Below are 17421 nucleotides of genomic sequence, written 5' to 3' on the forward strand. Positions count from 1 at the left end.
CCTGTGGGGGCCATGTCGTCAAAGAAGCGGTCTTTGATGCCTGCGTAACCATAACCGGGGCGGCAGTCGGCCACGCGGGAGAAATCACAGGAGACGGCTTCCTTGCCATTCGGGCTCAGGGCGTAGATGGGCGCGGGCAGGGTGTGCTTTTCCATCGTCTTCACGTCGAGGATGTGGCAGACGAACTTGTCTTTCTCGCGGTCATTCCAGATGACCTTCGATTCGGTGCCGGGGATCCATTGCAACATGCAGCCCTGCTGCCAGTTCCAGGCGTTCGACTTGCCGAGCGGGATCCATTTGTCGCCATCCTGGAGGTCCACCATGCCCACCTCGATCACGTCATCGCCGGTGGGTGAGCGGTGCTCGAAGCTGACCTTGTTGCTCAGGACGAAGCGGTTGTCGGGGGAGAACTGGAGCTTGTCGTAGTAGGCGAACCAGTGGAAGCCGGGGCCGCGCGTGATGATGCGGGTCGGTGGGAACTTCGGTGTCTCCTGGCCGCGAAGGGCGAAGGGGGCGAGGACGAGCGTGGAGAGAAAGTGGCGGCGGTGGGTCATGAAAAGCAGTACGCCGAGAAGGGACATGCTTTTCGCCCGTATGTGAAGCCATGCTTCGCCTCACCCTCCTCTTTCTTGCCACCACCGCTCTCGCTGAAGACTGGCCGCAGTTCATGTTCAATGCGGCGCACTCGGGCAATGCGGCTGCGGTGGATCTCGATGTCGAGAAGCTCGGCCTGCAAGGCGCGGTGGCGATGACGGATGGCATCTACACCTCGCCTGTCGTCGCTGGTGGCAAGGTCTATGTCGTGGATGGCTCGGGCTGCGCGGCCTGCTTCGATGCAGCGACACTGAAGGAGGTCTGGCGCTTCCAAAGCAAAGGCGGGAAGCAGAACGTGAACAATGTGTCCTCGCCTGCCATCGCGGGGAAGCACCTCCATTTCGGCACCACGGCGGGCATCCACTATGTGCTGGATCGCGAAACGGGCGCGGTGGTGAAGGAGATCGACTGCGGAGAGCCCATCTTCAGCACGCCGGTGGTGGCAAAGGATCGCGTGTATGTCGCCACACTCGGCGCACAGGTGCTGGCGCTCACTCATGCGGGCGAGCAGCAGTGGAAGTGGGACTTCGTGAAGGAAGTCGTCGGCTTCGATGGCAATCGCTGGAGCGGCGAGGCATGGGCGAAGTTCTGTGAGGAGCGCATGCTGAAGACCCTGAAGCCAGGTGCCAAGCCCACCTCCAGCGATGGTCGCGTGAACTGGAAAGACCACTTTGTTTGTTCGCGCGACATCTGTCTCATCAAGGGCAACGTCATCGTCATCCCTGCCGGTGGCCGCACGCTCTTCCTCGAAGACACGGGAGCCGCCCCGAAGCTCAAGGCCACGGGCGAGATCCCCGACTGGTCGGGCAAGGAGTATCCCGCGACCTTTGGCCAGAGCGCCGATGACGACGGCAACGTCTATGTGCAATGGCATCGCCGCGACAATGCCGGCCGGGTGGACATCATGCGCCTCGAAGGCGACACGCTGAAAGTCGGCGAATTCGTGGCAGGCACCGAAACGAACATCCGCATGGATGGCCTGCTCAGCTTCTCGCCTGTCGCCATTCGCGGGAGTGATGTGTTTCGCGTGAAACCGGAGACAGATCGCGGGCTGATCAGGCACAACATGAGCACGAAAGAGATGAAGACGCTGAGCGGCGCGGGTTCCATCTGCCCACCCGTGCTGACCAAGAGCCACGCGATCTTTGGATGCTTCGATGGATCAGTCAAAGTGGTGCCTCTCGATGGTGGTAAGACGATGGAATTGAAGACCCTCAATGCATCCATCACAGCACCCGTGGCCGTGGCTGACGGACGCATCTATGTGCCGAGCGAGGACGGCTCGCTCTACCTGTTCGTGTCGAAGCCTGCGACCACTCAAACGGAGTTCCTTGGCCCTTTGGTGTCGAGCATCCGCAGTCCCCTCACCGGCAAGCTCGCCGATGCGAAATACGACTGGTACACGAACTACGGCAACTTCGCGGGCACGAACTCGAACGATCAGCAACTCGCGCCGCCGTTGCGTATGAGGTGGGCGCGTCGTCTCGAAGGCACGGTGAAGCATCTGCCCGTCTGCGGCGGCGGAAGGCTCTACACCCACACGGCGGAGGGCCAGATCATCGCGGTCGAGCAGGACACAGGGCGCCTGGTGTGGAGGAAGTGGTGGCCGGATGTGTATTTGAGCTTCACGTCACCGCTCTACATTGATGGCAAGCTGCTCATTCCCCAGGCGGGCATGAAGAAATCCTTCGTGCGTTGTTTGGATGCCGCGACAGGCAAGATGCTGTGGGAAGCGCCCTTCACCGGCAGCCCGAGCTGGAGCCGGCAGTTCCCGCCGGTCGTCTCTGGAAAGGTCGCCATCTATGCCTCGGGTACGGGCGACTATGCAGCGCAGGGCAGCGAGAAGCCGTGGACCTTTGGCGGTGATCTCGTGAAGCCCGCCGATGGTCGCGAGGTGATGAGCTTCATCTACTCGAATGACAATCCGTATTACCCGAAGAACCATCATCCGCGAGTGTGGGCTTGGGATCTCGAAACGGGCAAGGTGGTGTGGGAAAAGGACTTCTTTGAGCAAGGACGCGGCGGCAATGACTGCGGCATCTGCGTGCTTGATGGCAAGCTCTACTACAGCGTCTTCTTTGGCTACGATGCCGAGACGAAACGGCGTCGTGGCCTGCCGGTGGAAAACAACGGCCTCACCTGCTGCATTGATCCGCAGACGGGGAAGATCCTCTGGCAGACGAATGAGTATTACGTCACCGCCAAATGCACCCTCAGCGCCCGCGACGGCAAGCTCTACATCGGCGGCTACAACAAGGCGAGCGCGGGCACCGAGGACCGTCATGTGTGGTGCCTGGATGCCAATACCGGCAAGCTCATCTGGAAGTCCGATGCTGTGACCAGCGCGCTGAATGTCGTGAGCGTCGGCGAGCGCTTCATCTTCTCCAACGCCCTGCGCGGCAAAGGCAACATCTTCGACCGCGAGACCGGCAAAGTGACCTACAGCATCCTAACGAACTACGCCTGCTGCCGCTTCACCATGAGCGAGCCGTATGTACTCGGCGCGAACATGGATATGATCGATCTCAGCCAGGACGGCAAACTCGTCTCCACCGGCCCAGCCATCGACTCCCGTGAGTGCCTCGGAGCCGTCGTCAGCAATGGTCGCATCTTTTACACGTCACAGGCGAGCGGCTTCGTCGTCTCGCAGACCTATGGGCCGGAGTCTGCAAAACTGCCTCCGGCTTGGGAAGTGCGGGACTGACCTGCTCAGGCGAGGATCGGCTTGATGACCTTTGCTGGATCGACTCCGGTGAGGCGGAAGTCGAGGCCTTGAGAGCGGACGCTGAGGCGTTCGTGATCGAGGCCGAGTTGATGCAGGATCGTGGCGTGGATGTCGTGGACGTGGACGGGATTCTCCACGGCTCCGAAGCCAAACTCATCTGTCTGGCCATAAATGGTGCCGGGTTTGAAGCCGCCGCCGGCGAACCACATGGTGAAGGCGTCGATGTGGTGGTTGCGGCCTGTGGATTCACGGACTTCGCCCATCGGGGTGCGGCCAAACTCGCCGCCCCAGACGACGATGGTGTCGTCGAGCAGGCCGCGCTGCTTGAGATCCTTCACGAGCGCGGCACAAGCTTGGTCGATGTCGGCACACTTCAGCGGCATGTGCTTCTCCAGATTCTCCGTGGGGCCGCCGTGGTGGTCCCAGTTCGTGTCGTAGAGCTGCACGAAGCGGACACCGCGTTCGACGAGGCGACGCGCGAGCAGGCAGTTGCGGGCAAAGCTGGTCTCCTTCGCGTCCTTGATGCCATACATGTCCAGCGTGGCCTGGGATTCGCCTGCGGTGTCCATCAACTCGGGGGCGCTGGTCTGCATGCGGTAGGCCATCTCGTAGGCGTTGATGCGGGTGGAGATCTCGTCATCTCCGGTCTCAACGAGGCGCTTCATGTTCAGATCACGCACGGCATCCACCACCTGCCGCTGCTGTGCCGGGCTGATCTCCTTCGGTGTGGATAGATTCACGATGGGGTCGCCCTGATTGCGCAGTGGCACGCCTTGATAGGTGGAGGGCAAAACGCCGCTGCCCCAGAGAACGGCACCGCCGCGTGGACCGCGTGGACCGCTTTGCAGCACCACGAAGCCGGGCAGGTCATCGCATTCACTGCCGAGGCCGTAAGTCACCCATGAGCCCATGCTTGGCCGACCAAAAAGGCCGCTGCCGCTGTTCATGTAAAGCTTGGCGGGGGCGTGGTTGAAGAGCTCGGTTTTGCAGGTGGTGACGAAGGCCAGATCATCGACGATCTTTGCCGTGTGCGGCAGGAAGTCGCTGACCCACGCACCGGACTGGCCGTGCTGCTTGAAGGCGATCTTCGGGCCCAGCAGATCGCTGCGGTGGCTGCTGTCCATGAAGGCGAAGCGCTTGCCCTTCGTGTAGCTCTCCGGGATCGGCTTGCCGTTGAGCTTGGTGAGCAGCGGCTTGTGCTCAAACATCTCCAACTGCGAAGGTCCGCCCGCCATGAAGAGGTAGATCACGTTCTTCGCCTTCGCGGGGAAGTGCGTCTTCTTCGGCAGCAGCGGGTTCTTGGCAGAAGGGGTTGCCATGAGCGAACTCAGCGCGATGGAGCCGACGCCGACGGAGCAGCGGCTGAAAAAGTGGCGGCGGGTGATGTCGCGGAGGGCGTGTTCGGGATTCATGCAGACGGTGGATTTCAAAACGCGGTTGGAGTGCGGTTTATTCCGCTCAGGAGGCAAAGGCGGTCACGGCAGCTTCCAGGGGCCGCGCAGTTGGTCGTAATCCGCTGACGGAAGCAGGACATAGTGCGGATAGGCAGCGGGATCGACCCAGCGGATCAGCCGCTCCAGATTCTCCACGGCCATCGTCGTGCAGCCAGCGCTGGGTTTGTCAGGCCCACGGCGCACATGGAAGAAGATGGCGCTGCCATAGCCGGGCCAGGCGGGCTTTTGATTGTGGCGGATCTCCAGCATCCATTTGTAGGCGGCATCGCCGAGGCGCATCTTTTGCTTCTCGAACCATGGCGGTACTTGGCGCGGATCAATGCGCACATGCTGGTTGTAGTAAGGGTTCTGGGAGTCATCCACATACGCATCCCAAGGGCCGACCTGGTGGTAGGGCCAGCGGCTGCCCGTCGGCCCTTTTGCGGCGTAGCCAAAGAGCGTCCCAAGGTGGAAGACACCCGCCGGAGCCTTCCAGTCTTTCTCCACCTTCATCGGCACACCATTCTGCGGCGGAGTGAAGACGCCACGTCCCCAGGCCAGACCTTTTCTTCCCAGCAGCACCGGCACCGGCTTGGCAAAGACAGGCTGCCAGGGCTCGCGGGCGGAGGCACGCTGGAAGCATTGCAGAGAGGCGGTGTTCGAACTCCAGGACGGCGCGCGGGCCACGATGACCTGACGGACGGAGCCGCCAAGCTGCGCGGAAGCCTCGGGGGCAATAAAGCCGAATAATCCGGCTGCCAGCAGCAGGGCAAACACAGCACGAAAAGATGGAAACGAGACCTGATTCATAGGGGTGTGATCACAAGGTATGCACGGGAAAAAGATTTTTGCCCAGCACAGACATTTTTAGGATTGCCGCGCCAAACGCCAACCGAATATAACTCATATATCAACCCTGTCGGGACAAACGATTGGCTTCAGGTTTTGGGGGTTTTTTTCCTGACCGCTGATCTCCGACAGGGTTGTATTTTTTTGCCCACGCGCTAAGCGCACCTGCTCCGCGTGCCTGATTCCTCCCCCGACTTTTCATTCTCCCAGCTCTGGTCCCAAATGGCCCGCAAATCATGGATGTGGCTCTTTCAGCGCTCGGTCATGGAGCTGGCGATGAAGCGCAGCAGGGGCGGGCACATGCGCCTCACGTCTGCCGTGACCACGGGCGCGACTGAGATCGACATCGCGGGGGAAGTCGGCCCGAATGACCAGAGCTACCACGAGCCGCGTCTGCACCTGCGGCTTGTAGCGAATGGCGACCTCCAGGTCACCTCGTCCTGCTCCTGTTTCGGCAAGCGCGCCCTCTGTGAGCACGCGGCCACGCTGATGCTCGTGCTCGGCAAACCCGAGGGGCAGCAGCTCGTCGAAATCATCTCGGCCAAGGGTAAGTCCCGTGTCGCTGAGGAGCCGCCGAAGCCGGAGGACATCACCGTTATCGTGCCGAACGACCAGCCCCGGCCCGTGCTCGTGCTGCGCCGCATCACCATCGAGCGTCCGCATTTAAAGATGGCCCGCACGGCCCTCCAGCAGGTCAGGCGGAGCATCGGCGTCGCCGAGCCGCGCGTGTGCTACGATGACTGCCCGGACATTTTCCAGATGCTCGGTCGTGGCACTGGCTCGCGCTGGACGGCGGAGGATGGCAGCACGCATGTGCTCACCCGCCATCTGCGCATGGAGCGCCTCTACGTGGCGGATCTCATGCAAAAAGGGCTCGCCCTCGTGCGCGATCTTTTGCCCGATGTGCAGTGCACCGAGACTCTCCAGCCGCTCATGTCCGTAGCCGAGTCCACGCAGTCCATCTTTTGGGCGCGCTTTCTCGAGGAGCAGGTCCCCGCATTACTCGCCGAAGGCTGGGACGTGCAGATCAGTCCTGACTTCGGTTTTGTCATCCATCAGGCGAGCGAGGAGGCCTGGTTCACGGATCTTCAAAGCGAGTCCGCCGGGCGCGATAGCTTCTCCCTGGACCTCGGCATCGAGATCGAAGGCCAGCGCGTCTCCCTCGTGCCCATCCTCGTCGATTGCATCGAGCAGGGGCTCACGCCCGCCATGCTGGAGCAAAACCTCGATCAGCGCTTCCTCCTCGCGCTTCCGCCGCCGAGCCATGATGTGCTCTCCGTGCCCGCACGCCACCTGCTCGTCCTGCTGCGCTTCCTCGACGAACTGCTCGCCACCCGCCCCGCGCGGAAGGACGGCAAGCTCCAGCTCGATAAACTCCGCGCCGCCCAGCTTTCGACACTCGACCGCCTGCCCATCCGCGCTCCCGCCGAGCTTGGTATCCTCCGCGAACGGCTGCTCGGCTTCAAAGAGATGTCTCTTGTGGAGCCGCCCGTGGGGCTAAAGGCCAGCCTGCGACCCTATCAACGCGAGGGCCTCTCCTGGCTGCAATTCCTCCGTGAGTTCAGCCTTCATGGCGTGCTGGCTGATGACATGGGCCTCGGCAAGACCGTGCAGACACTCGCCCATCTGCTCACCGAAAAAGAAGCCGGGCGCATGGACCGGCCCACCCTCATCGTCGCGCCCACCTCCGTGATTCGCAACTGGGCGCGCGAGGCCGCGAAGTTCACGCCCGCCATGAACGTCCTGCTCCTGCATGGCGACGACCGCCATGCCGACTTCCACCGCATCAAGAAGCACGACCTCGTCATCACCTCCTTTCCCCTCCTGGTGCGCGATTGCGACCAGCTCGGCCAGATCGAGTGGCATGTCATCGCCCTCGATGAAGCTCAGAACATCAAGAACCCCAAGAGCAAGGCCGCCCAGGCCGCAGGCAGTCTGAAGTGCCGTCACCGCCTCTGCCTCACCGGCACGCCGATGGAAAACCACCTCGGCGAGCTCTGGAGCCTCTTTCATTTCCTCATGCCCGGCCTGCTCGGCGATGCAGAGACCTTCCGCACCTACTATCGCACCCCCATCGAGCGGGATGCCGATACCGAGCGCCAGCAGCAGCTCTCCTCAAGACTCGCGCCCCTTCTTCTCCGGCGAACCAAGAGTGCCGTCGCCAAAGACCTGCCGCCGAAGACCGAGATCATCCACAGCATCGAGCTGGATAAAGCCCAGACCGACCTCTACGAAACCATCCGCGCCGCCATGGATGCACGGGTGCGCGAGGCCATCAGCAATCAGGGGATCGAGCGCAGCCAGATCATCGTGCTCGATGCCTTATTAAAACTCCGTCAGGTCTGCTGCCACCCGCAGCTCCTGAAGATCGATGCCGCGAAGAAGCTCGAAGTCTCCGCCAAGACCGCCTACCTCATGGAGGATCTCCTGCCCGAGCTGCTGGATGAAGGCCACCGCGTCCTCATCTTCAGCCAGTTCACCGAGATGCTCGCCATCATCGAGGCCGAGCTGAAGAAGGCCGGCATCGACTTCGTGCAAATCACCGGCCAGACCAAGGACCGCGAGACCCCGCAGCTCCGCTTTCAAAAAGGCGAGGTGCCCGTCTTCCTCATCAGCCTTAAAGCCGGAGGCTCCGGGCTGAACCTCACCACGGCGGACACCGTCATCCATTACGACCCCTGGTGGAATCCCGCCGCCGAAGCCCAGGCCAGCGACCGAGCCCACCGCATCGGGCAAACGAAGCCCGTCTTCATCCACAAGCTCATCTGCCAGAGCACCATCGAAGAGCGCATCGTCGAGCTGCAAAAGACCAAGGCCGCCCTCGTTGAGGGCCTGCTCACTGGCCGCGCCGAGAAACTCACGCTAACCAACGAAGACATTCAGCGCCTGCTGGAGGCGTGAGGCGGCTGGCCAAAGGTCCGTCGGAGGCTCACCCTTCCGCAAAGTCATTCTCATCCGCCCGCTTGAGCACGGCCGTCCCACGGGTGGTGCCACCGATGGCGTCGTCGATCATGTTACGCATGCCCCCATCTGGGGTTCGGTCTTGAGACAAGATGAGCCGCTCCATGACCATGGGTTTCGTTCCTCAATCCAAGGCTATTCAAAGGCTTGCCCTGTGGGCTAAAGGGAGGTTTGGAAATGGGCTCAACTCAGACTCGAATCACGATCTTGCCGAAGTGCTGCCCGCTCTCGATCCGGCGGAAGGCATCGGCGGCTTGATCGAATTCAAAAGTGCTGTCGATCACCGGACGCATCTGTGCGGCGCTCATGTGATCCAGCATTGCCGCAAACATGGCGCGTGAGCCGACATAGATGCCATCGAGGCGGATGCCTTTGCGCAGAATGCCGACGGTCTGCACTTCTCCAGACGTGCCGGTGAGCACGCCGATGAGCGAGATGTGACCACCGAAGCGTGTGGCTTTGATGGAGCGATTCAAGGTCTCCGGCCCGCCAATTTCGATGACCTTGTCCACGCCCAAGCCTCCCCTCTGAGCGAGCGCCCAGTCGTCCCAAGCGGGGTCGTTTTTGTAAATGTGAACGGCTTCCGCGCCGAGTTCGAGGAGTCGCTCAGCCTTCGACTCGCTGCTTGTGGTGGCGAGCACACGCGCACCGGCCAGCTTTGCGAACTGAAGCGCGAAGATGGAAACTCCACCGGTGCCGAGAACAAGCACGGTTTCACCCGCCAGGAGATCACCACGCACTCGAAGAGCATCCCAGGCAGTCACCGCCGCGCATGGCAGAGTCGCCGCCTCTTCGAAGCTCAGATAATCTGGAATCGGCAGCAGACTCTCGGCAGGCAAACAGGCAAACTCGCGCAGCAATCCATCCACCGCACCACCAAGCGCCTGGCTGGCGTGCTGCTGAGTGAAGCCACCCTTGATCCATGTCGGCATGAAGGGGATCACCACGCGCTGGCCGATGCTCCACCCGCTCACGTCATCGCCAAGCGCGGCGATCTCCCCTGCCCCGTCCGAGCATGGGATGCGCGGGATCGGACCGGTGACGCCGCGAATGCCCATCACGTTCATGTAATCGCGATAGTTCAGGCAGCATGCGCGAAGACGGACAAGCACTTCTCCAGGCTTGGGTGTGGGCGCATCGAGCGTGACTTGCTGAAGCGAGGCGAGACCATCTGTGCCGATGATTTGATAGGCTTTCATGAGGGCGCTCGTGATAGCTGGGAGGCTCGATGACGACAAGCTTTTCAAAAGAGCTTCATCGGCAGCGGCTGAAACTCTTTTGAAAAAAGATAAACTCAAGGTTGCATCCGCTATGGTCGCGCTATACTCGCGGCCCTGCAAAACGCAGCCCTGCTCGGGTGGCGGAATTGGTATACGCGCAAGACTAAGGATCTTGTGCCGAAAGGCTTAAGGGTTCGAGTCCCTTCCCGAGCACCACTCTTTGAAAAAAGAGTCTGGCCGTTTGAAGTTACGGCATGAGTTTTGGCATTGATCAAACTCAGCACAGACTCCTGTCAGCACACGCTATTCGCGTGTCACGGTTTCATCGAGATTCAGCAGCGCGCGGGCAGCATTCAGCGTGTCGAGCTTCTGCAGCAAGGCGATCTCATCCGGCTTCGGCGCACGTGTGGTACAGCGGCGGAAGGCGGTTTCGAGGCCGTCCTTTTGAATGATCTTCTCCAGCGCCGTGGCGAACTCAAAGAAGCCGCTGTCATTCATCAGCGTCAGCGCCTGAAGCGGTGTGTTGCTGCGGATGCGGCGGGTGCAACTGCTGAAGCCATCCGGTGCATCGAAGACATTCAAGGAAGGCGGCGGAGAGGCGCGATAGATGAAGGTGTAGAGTCCACGGCGATATTTATCGGCACCTTTGCTGACAGCCCAGACGCGCTTCACCTGCCCCTGGCCCATCACGCCATCCGGGATCGGCGGATACACGGGCGGTCCACCGAGCTTCGGTGAAAGCAGGCCGCTGGCAGTGAGGGCGACATCGCGCACGACTTCGGCATCGAGACGGAGTCGGGTCTGGCGGGCGAGGAGGTAGTTGTTCGGATCTTTCTCGCGAAGCTCCGGCCGATTGGATGAGCTTTGGCGATAGGTGTGGGAGGTGACGATGACCCGGTGTAAATCTTTGAGACTCCACTTTTTCGCCATGAATTCCGTGGCCAGCCAGTCGAGCAGTTCAGGGTGGGATGGCATCGTGCCCTGCATCCCGAAGTCATTGTCTGTCTCGACAATACCGCGTCCAAAATACTGCTGCCACACGCGGTTGACGATGACTCGTGCCGTGAGCGGATTCTGCGGACTGACGATCCACTTGGCGAGGTCCAGCCGGTTGGGCTGACCTTGGGGCTGCTCAAAGGGATGCAGGACCTTCGGTGTTCCAGGCGTGACTTCATCCGCTGGGCGAGTGAAGTCGCCCTTGATGAACACCGTCGTCTTGCGCGGCTTCGGCAGCTCCTTCATCACCATCGTCGTTGTGCCTTGGTTGAGCTGCGTATCGAGTTCCTTGTGGCGGTCGCTCAGGATGCGGAGCGGATCACTGGGGTTCACGATATTGGTGAAAAGGGTGACGTTGTCTGCCAGCGTCCGTTTCGCCACGGGCTTCTCGGCGGCTTTCCTGATGCCAGCCATCAGCTTCTTCCGAAATTCGGGCGACATCCCCTTCTCCCAGTCGGTGATCTCACGGTAGCGCTCTTTGATCAGCGCTTGCAGCTTAGTGTCGAGTTCCTTGAACTCAGCCGTCATGCCCGCGACATCGACACTTGGATCGGCGACTTTCATCGTGGGCTCGTCCTGGTTGTTCAGGAAGGCAAACATCCGGTAATACTCACGCTGCTCGATAGGATCGAACTTGTGATCATGGCATTGCGCGCAGCCGATGCTCAGGCCGAGCCAGACACTGCCGGTCGTCGCCACGCGATCAAAGACACTGTCGATGCGGAACTGCTCTTTATCGATACCACCCTCCTGATTGATCTGCGTGTTGCGGTGGAAGCCCGTGGCGATCTTCTGCGACTCGGTGGCATTCGGCAGCAGATCACCAGCGAGCTGCTCGATGGTGAATTGATCAAAAGGCATGTCTGCGTTCAGCGCCTCAATCACCCAGTCGCGGAATTTCCAGATCTGGCGCGGTGCGTCGATGGAGTAACCGTTGCTGTCAGCGTAACGCGCCTGATCCAGCCACCAGCGGCCCCAGCGCTCGCCGTAGTGCTTGCTGGCGAGCAGACGGTCCACCAGCCTGGCATAGGCGTTCTCTGATTTGTCGGCCACAAAGGCATCCACCTCCGCCGGCGTAGGGGGCAGTCCGGTCAGATCGAGAGACACACGGCGAATGAGCGTGGTGGCATCAGCCAGCGGCGACGGTTTTAAGTTCTCCTCGGCGAGACGACTCTGAATGAAGCGGTCGATGCTACCGCCAGGGATAGCTTTCGGCGGCTCGAAGGACCAGTGGCGCTCATACTTGGCCCCTTGCTCGATCCAGATTTTCAAAATCTCGCGCTGCCTCGCCGTGAGCGGCGGCTTGTGAGATTTCGGCGGCGGCATGACCTCGTCTTTGTCTGCGCTGATGATGCGCTGCCAGACGTCGGATTTCATCACATCGCCGGGCACGATGCCGCGCGCGCCATCGCGGTCTTCCGTCGCGCCATCGAAGGTATCGAGGCGCAGGTCTGCTTCACGATGCTTCGGATCGAAGCCATGGCAGGCGTAGCAGTTCTCCGACAAAATGGGCCGCACATCGCGGTTGAACTCCACCTTGCCGACACGCGTGGATTCAGCGGCGTTCAAGGAGGTGAAGGCAAGCGCCAGGAAGCTGGGGAGGGAGTATTTCATTGCAGATGGCCGCGACCGAGTTCGCGGATGTTTCTTTCTACGTCACAACCAGGGCTGCATTTCACGGGGAAGCCAGTCCGGTGAGGATCACAGCTCGGCTTTCATCGCCGCGAGCAGGTCAGGATACTGATCGAAGCCCTGGAACTGCGGGAACTGCGCACGAATGCTTTCGGGAGCATGGAAAAAGAAGCCGCAGTGGGCTTCACCGAGCATCGTCGTGTCATTGAAGGAATCCCCGGCGGCGATGACCTTGTAGTTCAGTGCCTTGAAAGCAGCGACGGACTTCTGCTTCTGATTCGGCTGACGCAGCTTGTAGTTCACGATGCGTCTCGCGCTGTCTGTTTCGAGGTGATGACAAAAGATCGTCGGCCAGGCGAGCTGGCGCATCAGCGGCTGGGCAAACTCTTCAAAGGTATCGCTCAGGATGATGACCTGGGTGATGGAGCGCAATTCGTCGAGGAAGGCCTTCGCGCCATCCATGGGTGCCAGCGTGCCGATCACTTCCTGGATGTCGGGCAGCTTGAGTCCATGCTGATCGAGGATGGCGAGCCGACCCTTCATGAGCACATCGTAATCAGGCTCGTCACGCGTGGTGCGGCGCAATTCGGGGATGCCGGTCTTTTCGGCAAAGGCGATCCAAATTTCAGGCACGAGAACGCCTTCGAGGTCCAGGGTGACGATGGTTTGCTGCATGGGTCCGTTTCCCTAGCGTGAACCGCTGCGGATGCAACGGGTTCGCCGCAGTTTCATGGCGCGTGAGGATCAAGGTTCTCAGTCTCCGAGTCTCACCCTTCGGCGTATTTCTGCTCCAATCACTCCCCGATCGCGGGTGCTCCGAGTTTTCAACTCAGGGAAGAAAAGGCGGGGTTAAAACCCGCCTCACCAGTGTACGAGTTGCAAACTCGTTCTACTTGCCACGTTCACCGCACCTCCATGCGCTCACTCATCGCACTTTTCTTCCTCTCCGCCATCAGCCCTCTGCTCTCCGCTGAGAAGCCGAATCTCATCCTCATCAACATCGACGATCTCGGCTACGCGGACATCGGCCCCTTCGGTGGCAAGGTGCCCACGCCGAACCTCGACCGCATGGCCAAGGAAGGCATGAAGCTCACCAGCCACTACGCCGCGCCCGTTTGCTCGCCATCGCGCGCCGCCATGATGACCGGTTGCTATCCGAAACGTGTGCTGCCCATCGGTGGCGTGCTTTTTCCAGCCGCTGCCGTTGGCTTGAACCCAAAAGAAATCACCATCGCCGAAGCGCTGAAACCCGCTGGCTATGCTACCGCCTGCATTGGCAAATGGCACCTCGGTGACCAGCCCGAGTTCCTGCCCACCGCGCAGGGTTTCGACAGCTACTTCGGCATCCCTTATTCCAATGACATGGGCCTCGCCTCCGAAGGCTCGAAGAGCAATCCAGGCCAGCCTTTGCCCAATCCCAAAGGCGCAGGCAAGAAGGGCAAAGCCCCGCCTGCCAACGACGAAACCGGCCTCAAAGGCAACAGCCAGCCACCGCTGCCGATGCTCGATGGCACGAAGGTTGAGCGCATCAAAGCCGCCGAACAGCACACCATGTCCCGCCGCTACACCGAGCGCACGGTGAGCTACATCCGCGAGCACAAGGACAAGCCCTTCTTCCTCTACCTGCCGCACAACGCCGTCCACTTCCCCCATTACCCGCATCAGGATTTCATGGGCAAATCCGGCATCAGCCTGCAAAAAGACTGGGTCATGGAAGTGGACTGGTGTGCTGGGCAGATCCTCGACACGCTCCGCGAACTTCAGCTCGACTCCAAAACGCTCGTCATCTTCACCAGCGACAACGGCGGCCCGCTCCAACAAGGCTCCGACAACACCCCGCTGCGTGGTGGCAAAGGCAGCACGCTCGAAGGTGGCATGAGAGTCTGCACCCTCGCCTGGTGGCCCGGCAAAGTTCCAGCGACCAGCACCACCAACGCCATCACCAGCCACATGGATTGGCTCCCCACCTTCGCCGCGCTTGGTGGCGGCCAGACTCCCACGGATCGGAAGATCGACGGCATCGACCTCTCCGCCTTGTTGCTAGGCGACCGCATGGCTTTCAAACCACGCGAGGTCTTCTATTACTACAGCGGCTTCCAGCTCCAGGCCGTCCGCTCTGGCCCGTGGAAACTCCACCTCGCCAAGAAGGAACTCTACGACCTCGACTCCGACATCGGCGAGGCTGAGAACATCGCCGCGACCATGACAGATCAAGTCACCCAGCTCACGGCTTTGGCTGAAGCAATGAAAGCTGACCTCGGCCTCGATGGCAAAGACGCCCCCGGCGTGCGTCCGCTAGGCCGCGTCGAGAATCCGAAGCCGCTCATCGCTCCCTGAGTTCGTGTTCGTAGTTCGGGCTTCAGCCCGTTCACTGTATCCCCCCCCCAGAGCGGCCTAAAGGCCGAACTACGAGCTAGAGCCCGCATTTTCCAATTTTCAGTTTTCAGTTCTCAATTTTCAGTCCGATTGAGAGCCCATGCCACGCCCCTTCCATCTGCCTGAACTTCTCTCCCCCGCCGGAAACTGGGAGTGCGCGCGTGCAGCCGTCGCGAACGGGGCGGATGCCATCTACTTCGGTCTGCCGAAATTCAACGCGCGGATGCGTGCGGACAACTTCACGCCGGATGATCTGCCGGAGCTGATGAGCTTCCTCCACAAGCACGGCGTCAAAGGCTACTGCGCCTTCAACGTGCTCATCTTCACCGGTGAACTCGCCGACGCTGAAACACAGCTCCGCGCTCTGGAAAGTGCAGGCGTCGATGCCGTGATCGTGCAGGACCTCGGACTCGCCCGCATGGTGAAGGCGCTCACTCCTGGTTTGCGTCTGCACGCCAGCACGCAGATGACCATCACCTCGCCCGAGGGGCTCGAACTGGCGAACACGCTCGGCATTGATCAGGCCGTGCTCTCGCGTGAGCTGAGCCTGCGCGAACTGGAACGCTTCAAAGCCAATGACTCGCCACAGCTCCCGCTGGAAGTCTTCGTCCACGGTGCACTCTGCGTCGCTTATAGCGGCCAGTGTCTCACCAGCGAATCGCTCGGACGTCGCAGCGCCAATCGTGGTGAGTGCGCCCAGGCCTGCCGCATGCCGTATGAAATGATCGTCGATGGCGAACTGCGTGACCTCGGCGACAAGCGCTATCTCCTCAGCCCACAGGATCTCTCGGCGGTGAATGAAATCCCGCGCCTCATCGAGCTCGGCATCCGCAGTTTCAAGATCGAAGGTCGCCTCAAAACTCCCGAATACGTCTCCGCCGTCACTCGCGTGTATCGCAAAGCCATCGACGCCGCTTTGGCGGACAAGGACCTCTCCGAAGTCATTACGGAAGAGGATCGCTACGAGCTGGAAATGACCTTTTCCCGAGGTCTCTTCTCCGGCTGGATGCATGGAGTGAATCACCAGCAGCTCGTCGGCGCCATGTATGGCAAGAAGCGCGGCTACTTCGTCGGCAACGTCACCGCTGTGGAGCAGGACAGCATCCAACTCGAAGCCGTGCCCGATCATCTCAAGAATGGCGATGGCGTCGTGTTCGAGAACCTCAAGGACACCAACGACGAACAAGGCGGCCGCATCTACGGCATCCGCGGACGCTGGCTCGACTTCCAGCGAGGGCGTCTGCGTTCCCAATACATCCGCCCCGGCATGAGAGTCTTCAAAACGGGCGATCAAGTGCTGGAGCAAAAGCTGCGGCAATCTTTCCAGGGAGAGATTCCGCTGAGGAAGAAGACGCGGTTGGATTTGGTGGTATCGGGCAAAGCGGGTGAGCCGCTTGTCGTGCAGGCCAAAGGCCAAGAGGTCAAGGTCACGTCACGCATGGCGCTGGAAGTGGCTGCGAAGCGTCCGCTCACGCTGGAGAGCTTGAAAGAGCAGTTCGGCAGACTCGGCGGCACAAGCTTCGAACTCGGTGAAGTCGAAACACATCTCGAAGGCGAAGTCATCGTGCCCGTCAGCGAACTCAACCGCATGCGCCGTGCGCTGGTGGATGCATGGAGCGCCGACGAGTCGTCGGCCTTCAAGGCTCATCCGCCTATCACAGACACTTATCGTTCTCTTTTGCCCCCACTAGGCGAACAACCAGAGGCAGTTGCAGTTCACGATTCGTCATTGCTTCGTCATTCGGGAATTCGGAATTCGTCATTATCCGCCACCCTCCACGTCCTTTGCCGAACCGATGAGCAAATCGACGCCGCTCTCGCCTGCGGCATCACTCATCTCTACGCCGACTACGAAGACATCCGCCGTTATGCCGATGTCGTGAAGCGCGTGCGTGAGCATGGCAGCGGTGCGAAGCTTTACCTCGCCACCCCGCGCATCCAGAAATCAAGCGAGGCAGGCTTCTTCAAGCTCATCGAGCGTGCCGAGCCTGATGGCGTGCTCATCCGCAATCTCGGAGCCATCTCGTATTTCCGCGATGTCGGCATCCCGATCACGGGCGACTTCTCCCTCAACGTCTCCAACCCACTCACCGCCGACTTCCTCAAGCAGACCGGACTGGAGCGGCTCACCATCAGCTACGATCTGAACATTGAGCAAGTGCTCGACCTGCTCGCCAGTGCGCCGCCGGAGTGGTTCGAGATCACCCTGCATCAGCACATGCCCATGTTTCACATGGAGCACTGCGCCTTCGCCGCATTCCTTTCCAAAGGCACCGACTTCACGAACTGCGGCCGCCCCTGCGACCATCACAAGGTCCGCCTGCGTGACCGCGTCGGCATGGAGCATCCGCTGAAGGCCGATGTCGGCTGCCGAAACACCCTCTTCAATGCCGTGCCGCAAACCGGTGCCCAGTTCTTCACCGGACTGATGCAGGCAGGGTTGCGACATTACCGAGTCGAGCTGCTGGAGCAGGACATCCCCGAGACCAAACGCATCCTCGAAACCTATCAGGCGCTCCTTCGCGGCAGCCGTGCAGGTGAAGTCATCTGGCGCGATCTCAAGGCGCAATCCCAGCTCGGTGTGACGAGAGGCACCATGGCGGAACTGATTTGAGAAATGTCGGCAAACAGGAGC

The 17421-nt window shown here is 60.8% G+C and carries 9 protein-coding genes, 1 tRNA gene and 1 pseudogene; 5 read left to right on the forward strand and 6 right to left on the reverse strand.

The window, feature by feature from the left end; all coding sequences use genetic code 11:
• Positions 1–554, reverse strand: a pseudogene (locus tag AC6FTP_RS15620) (hypothetical protein); the annotation flags it as partial.
• A 50-nt stretch (positions 555–604) separates the two neighbouring features.
• Between AC6FTP_RS15620 and AC6FTP_RS15625 the strand changes: the two are divergent.
• Positions 605–3298, forward strand: a complete 2694-nt coding sequence (locus tag AC6FTP_RS15625; RefSeq protein ID WP_497207847.1) for an outer membrane protein assembly factor BamB family protein — start codon at positions 605–607, stop codon at positions 3296–3298.
• A gap of 5 nt (positions 3299–3303) precedes the next feature.
• On the opposite strand, the gene AC6FTP_RS15630 is transcribed toward AC6FTP_RS15625, so the two are convergent.
• Together AC6FTP_RS15630 and AC6FTP_RS15635 are read right to left on the reverse strand one after the other, a co-directional pair.
• The gene (locus tag AC6FTP_RS15630) at positions 3304–4731 is read right to left on the reverse strand and encodes a DUF1501 domain-containing protein (protein WP_497207848.1); all 1428 of its coding nucleotides are present in this window, start codon (positions 4729–4731) and stop codon (positions 3304–3306) included.
• A gap of 63 nt (positions 4732–4794) precedes the next feature.
• Entirely contained in the window at positions 4795–5562 is a 768-nt protein-coding gene (locus tag AC6FTP_RS15635; RefSeq protein ID WP_497207849.1) for a L,D-transpeptidase family protein, read from the reverse strand.
• A 213-nt stretch (positions 5563–5775) separates the two neighbouring features.
• Here AC6FTP_RS15635 and AC6FTP_RS15640 point away from each other — a divergent pair, with 213 nt between their 5' ends.
• A complete protein-coding gene (locus AC6FTP_RS15640; protein WP_497207850.1) occupies positions 5776–8502 on the forward strand; it encodes a DEAD/DEAH box helicase in 2727 nt (908 codons plus the stop codon).
• A gap of 248 nt (positions 8503–8750) precedes the next feature.
• Here AC6FTP_RS15640 and AC6FTP_RS15645 read toward each other — a convergent pair whose 3' ends face one another.
• Positions 8751–9761: a zinc-dependent alcohol dehydrogenase family protein gene (locus AC6FTP_RS15645; protein WP_497207851.1), complete on the reverse strand. Its 1011-nt coding sequence runs from the start codon at positions 9759–9761 to the stop codon at positions 8751–8753.
• Between the two features lie 152 nt (positions 9762–9913).
• Here AC6FTP_RS15645 and AC6FTP_RS15650 point away from each other — a divergent pair.
• Positions 9914–9998: transfer RNA gene (locus AC6FTP_RS15650), tRNA-Leu, on the forward strand.
• An 87-nt stretch (positions 9999–10085) separates the two neighbouring features.
• On the opposite strand, the gene AC6FTP_RS15655 is transcribed toward AC6FTP_RS15650, so the two are convergent.
• Both AC6FTP_RS15655 and thrH read right to left on the reverse strand, forming a co-directional pair.
• Complete coding sequence (locus tag AC6FTP_RS15655; protein ID WP_497207852.1) at positions 10086–12392, reverse strand: PSD1 and planctomycete cytochrome C domain-containing protein; 2307 nt, start codon at positions 12390–12392, stop codon at positions 10086–10088.
• A gap of 87 nt (positions 12393–12479) precedes the next feature.
• On the reverse strand, positions 12480–13085 hold the full coding sequence (thrH, locus tag AC6FTP_RS15660) for a bifunctional phosphoserine phosphatase/homoserine phosphotransferase ThrH (RefSeq protein ID WP_497207853.1): 606 nt from the start codon (positions 13083–13085) through the stop codon (positions 12480–12482).
• Between the two features lie 240 nt (positions 13086–13325).
• On the opposite strand from thrH, the gene AC6FTP_RS15665 reads away from it, so the two are divergent.
• Together AC6FTP_RS15665 and AC6FTP_RS15670 are read left to right on the forward strand one after the other, a co-directional pair.
• Positions 13326–14747 (forward strand): sulfatase family protein, encoded by a 1422-nt coding sequence (locus AC6FTP_RS15665; protein ID WP_497207854.1) that lies wholly within the window; start codon positions 13326–13328, stop codon positions 14745–14747.
• A gap of 139 nt (positions 14748–14886) precedes the next feature.
• Positions 14887–17400 carry a U32 family peptidase gene (locus tag AC6FTP_RS15670; protein ID WP_497207855.1) on the forward strand — a complete coding sequence of 838 codons (2514 nt, stop codon included), beginning with the start codon at positions 14887–14889 and terminating at the stop codon, positions 17398–17400.
• Positions 17401–17421 lie beyond the last annotated feature (21 nt).

Source organism: Prosthecobacter sp. (assembly GCF_044378005.1).
GTDB lineage: Bacteria > Verrucomicrobiota > Verrucomicrobiia > Verrucomicrobiales > Verrucomicrobiaceae > Prosthecobacter.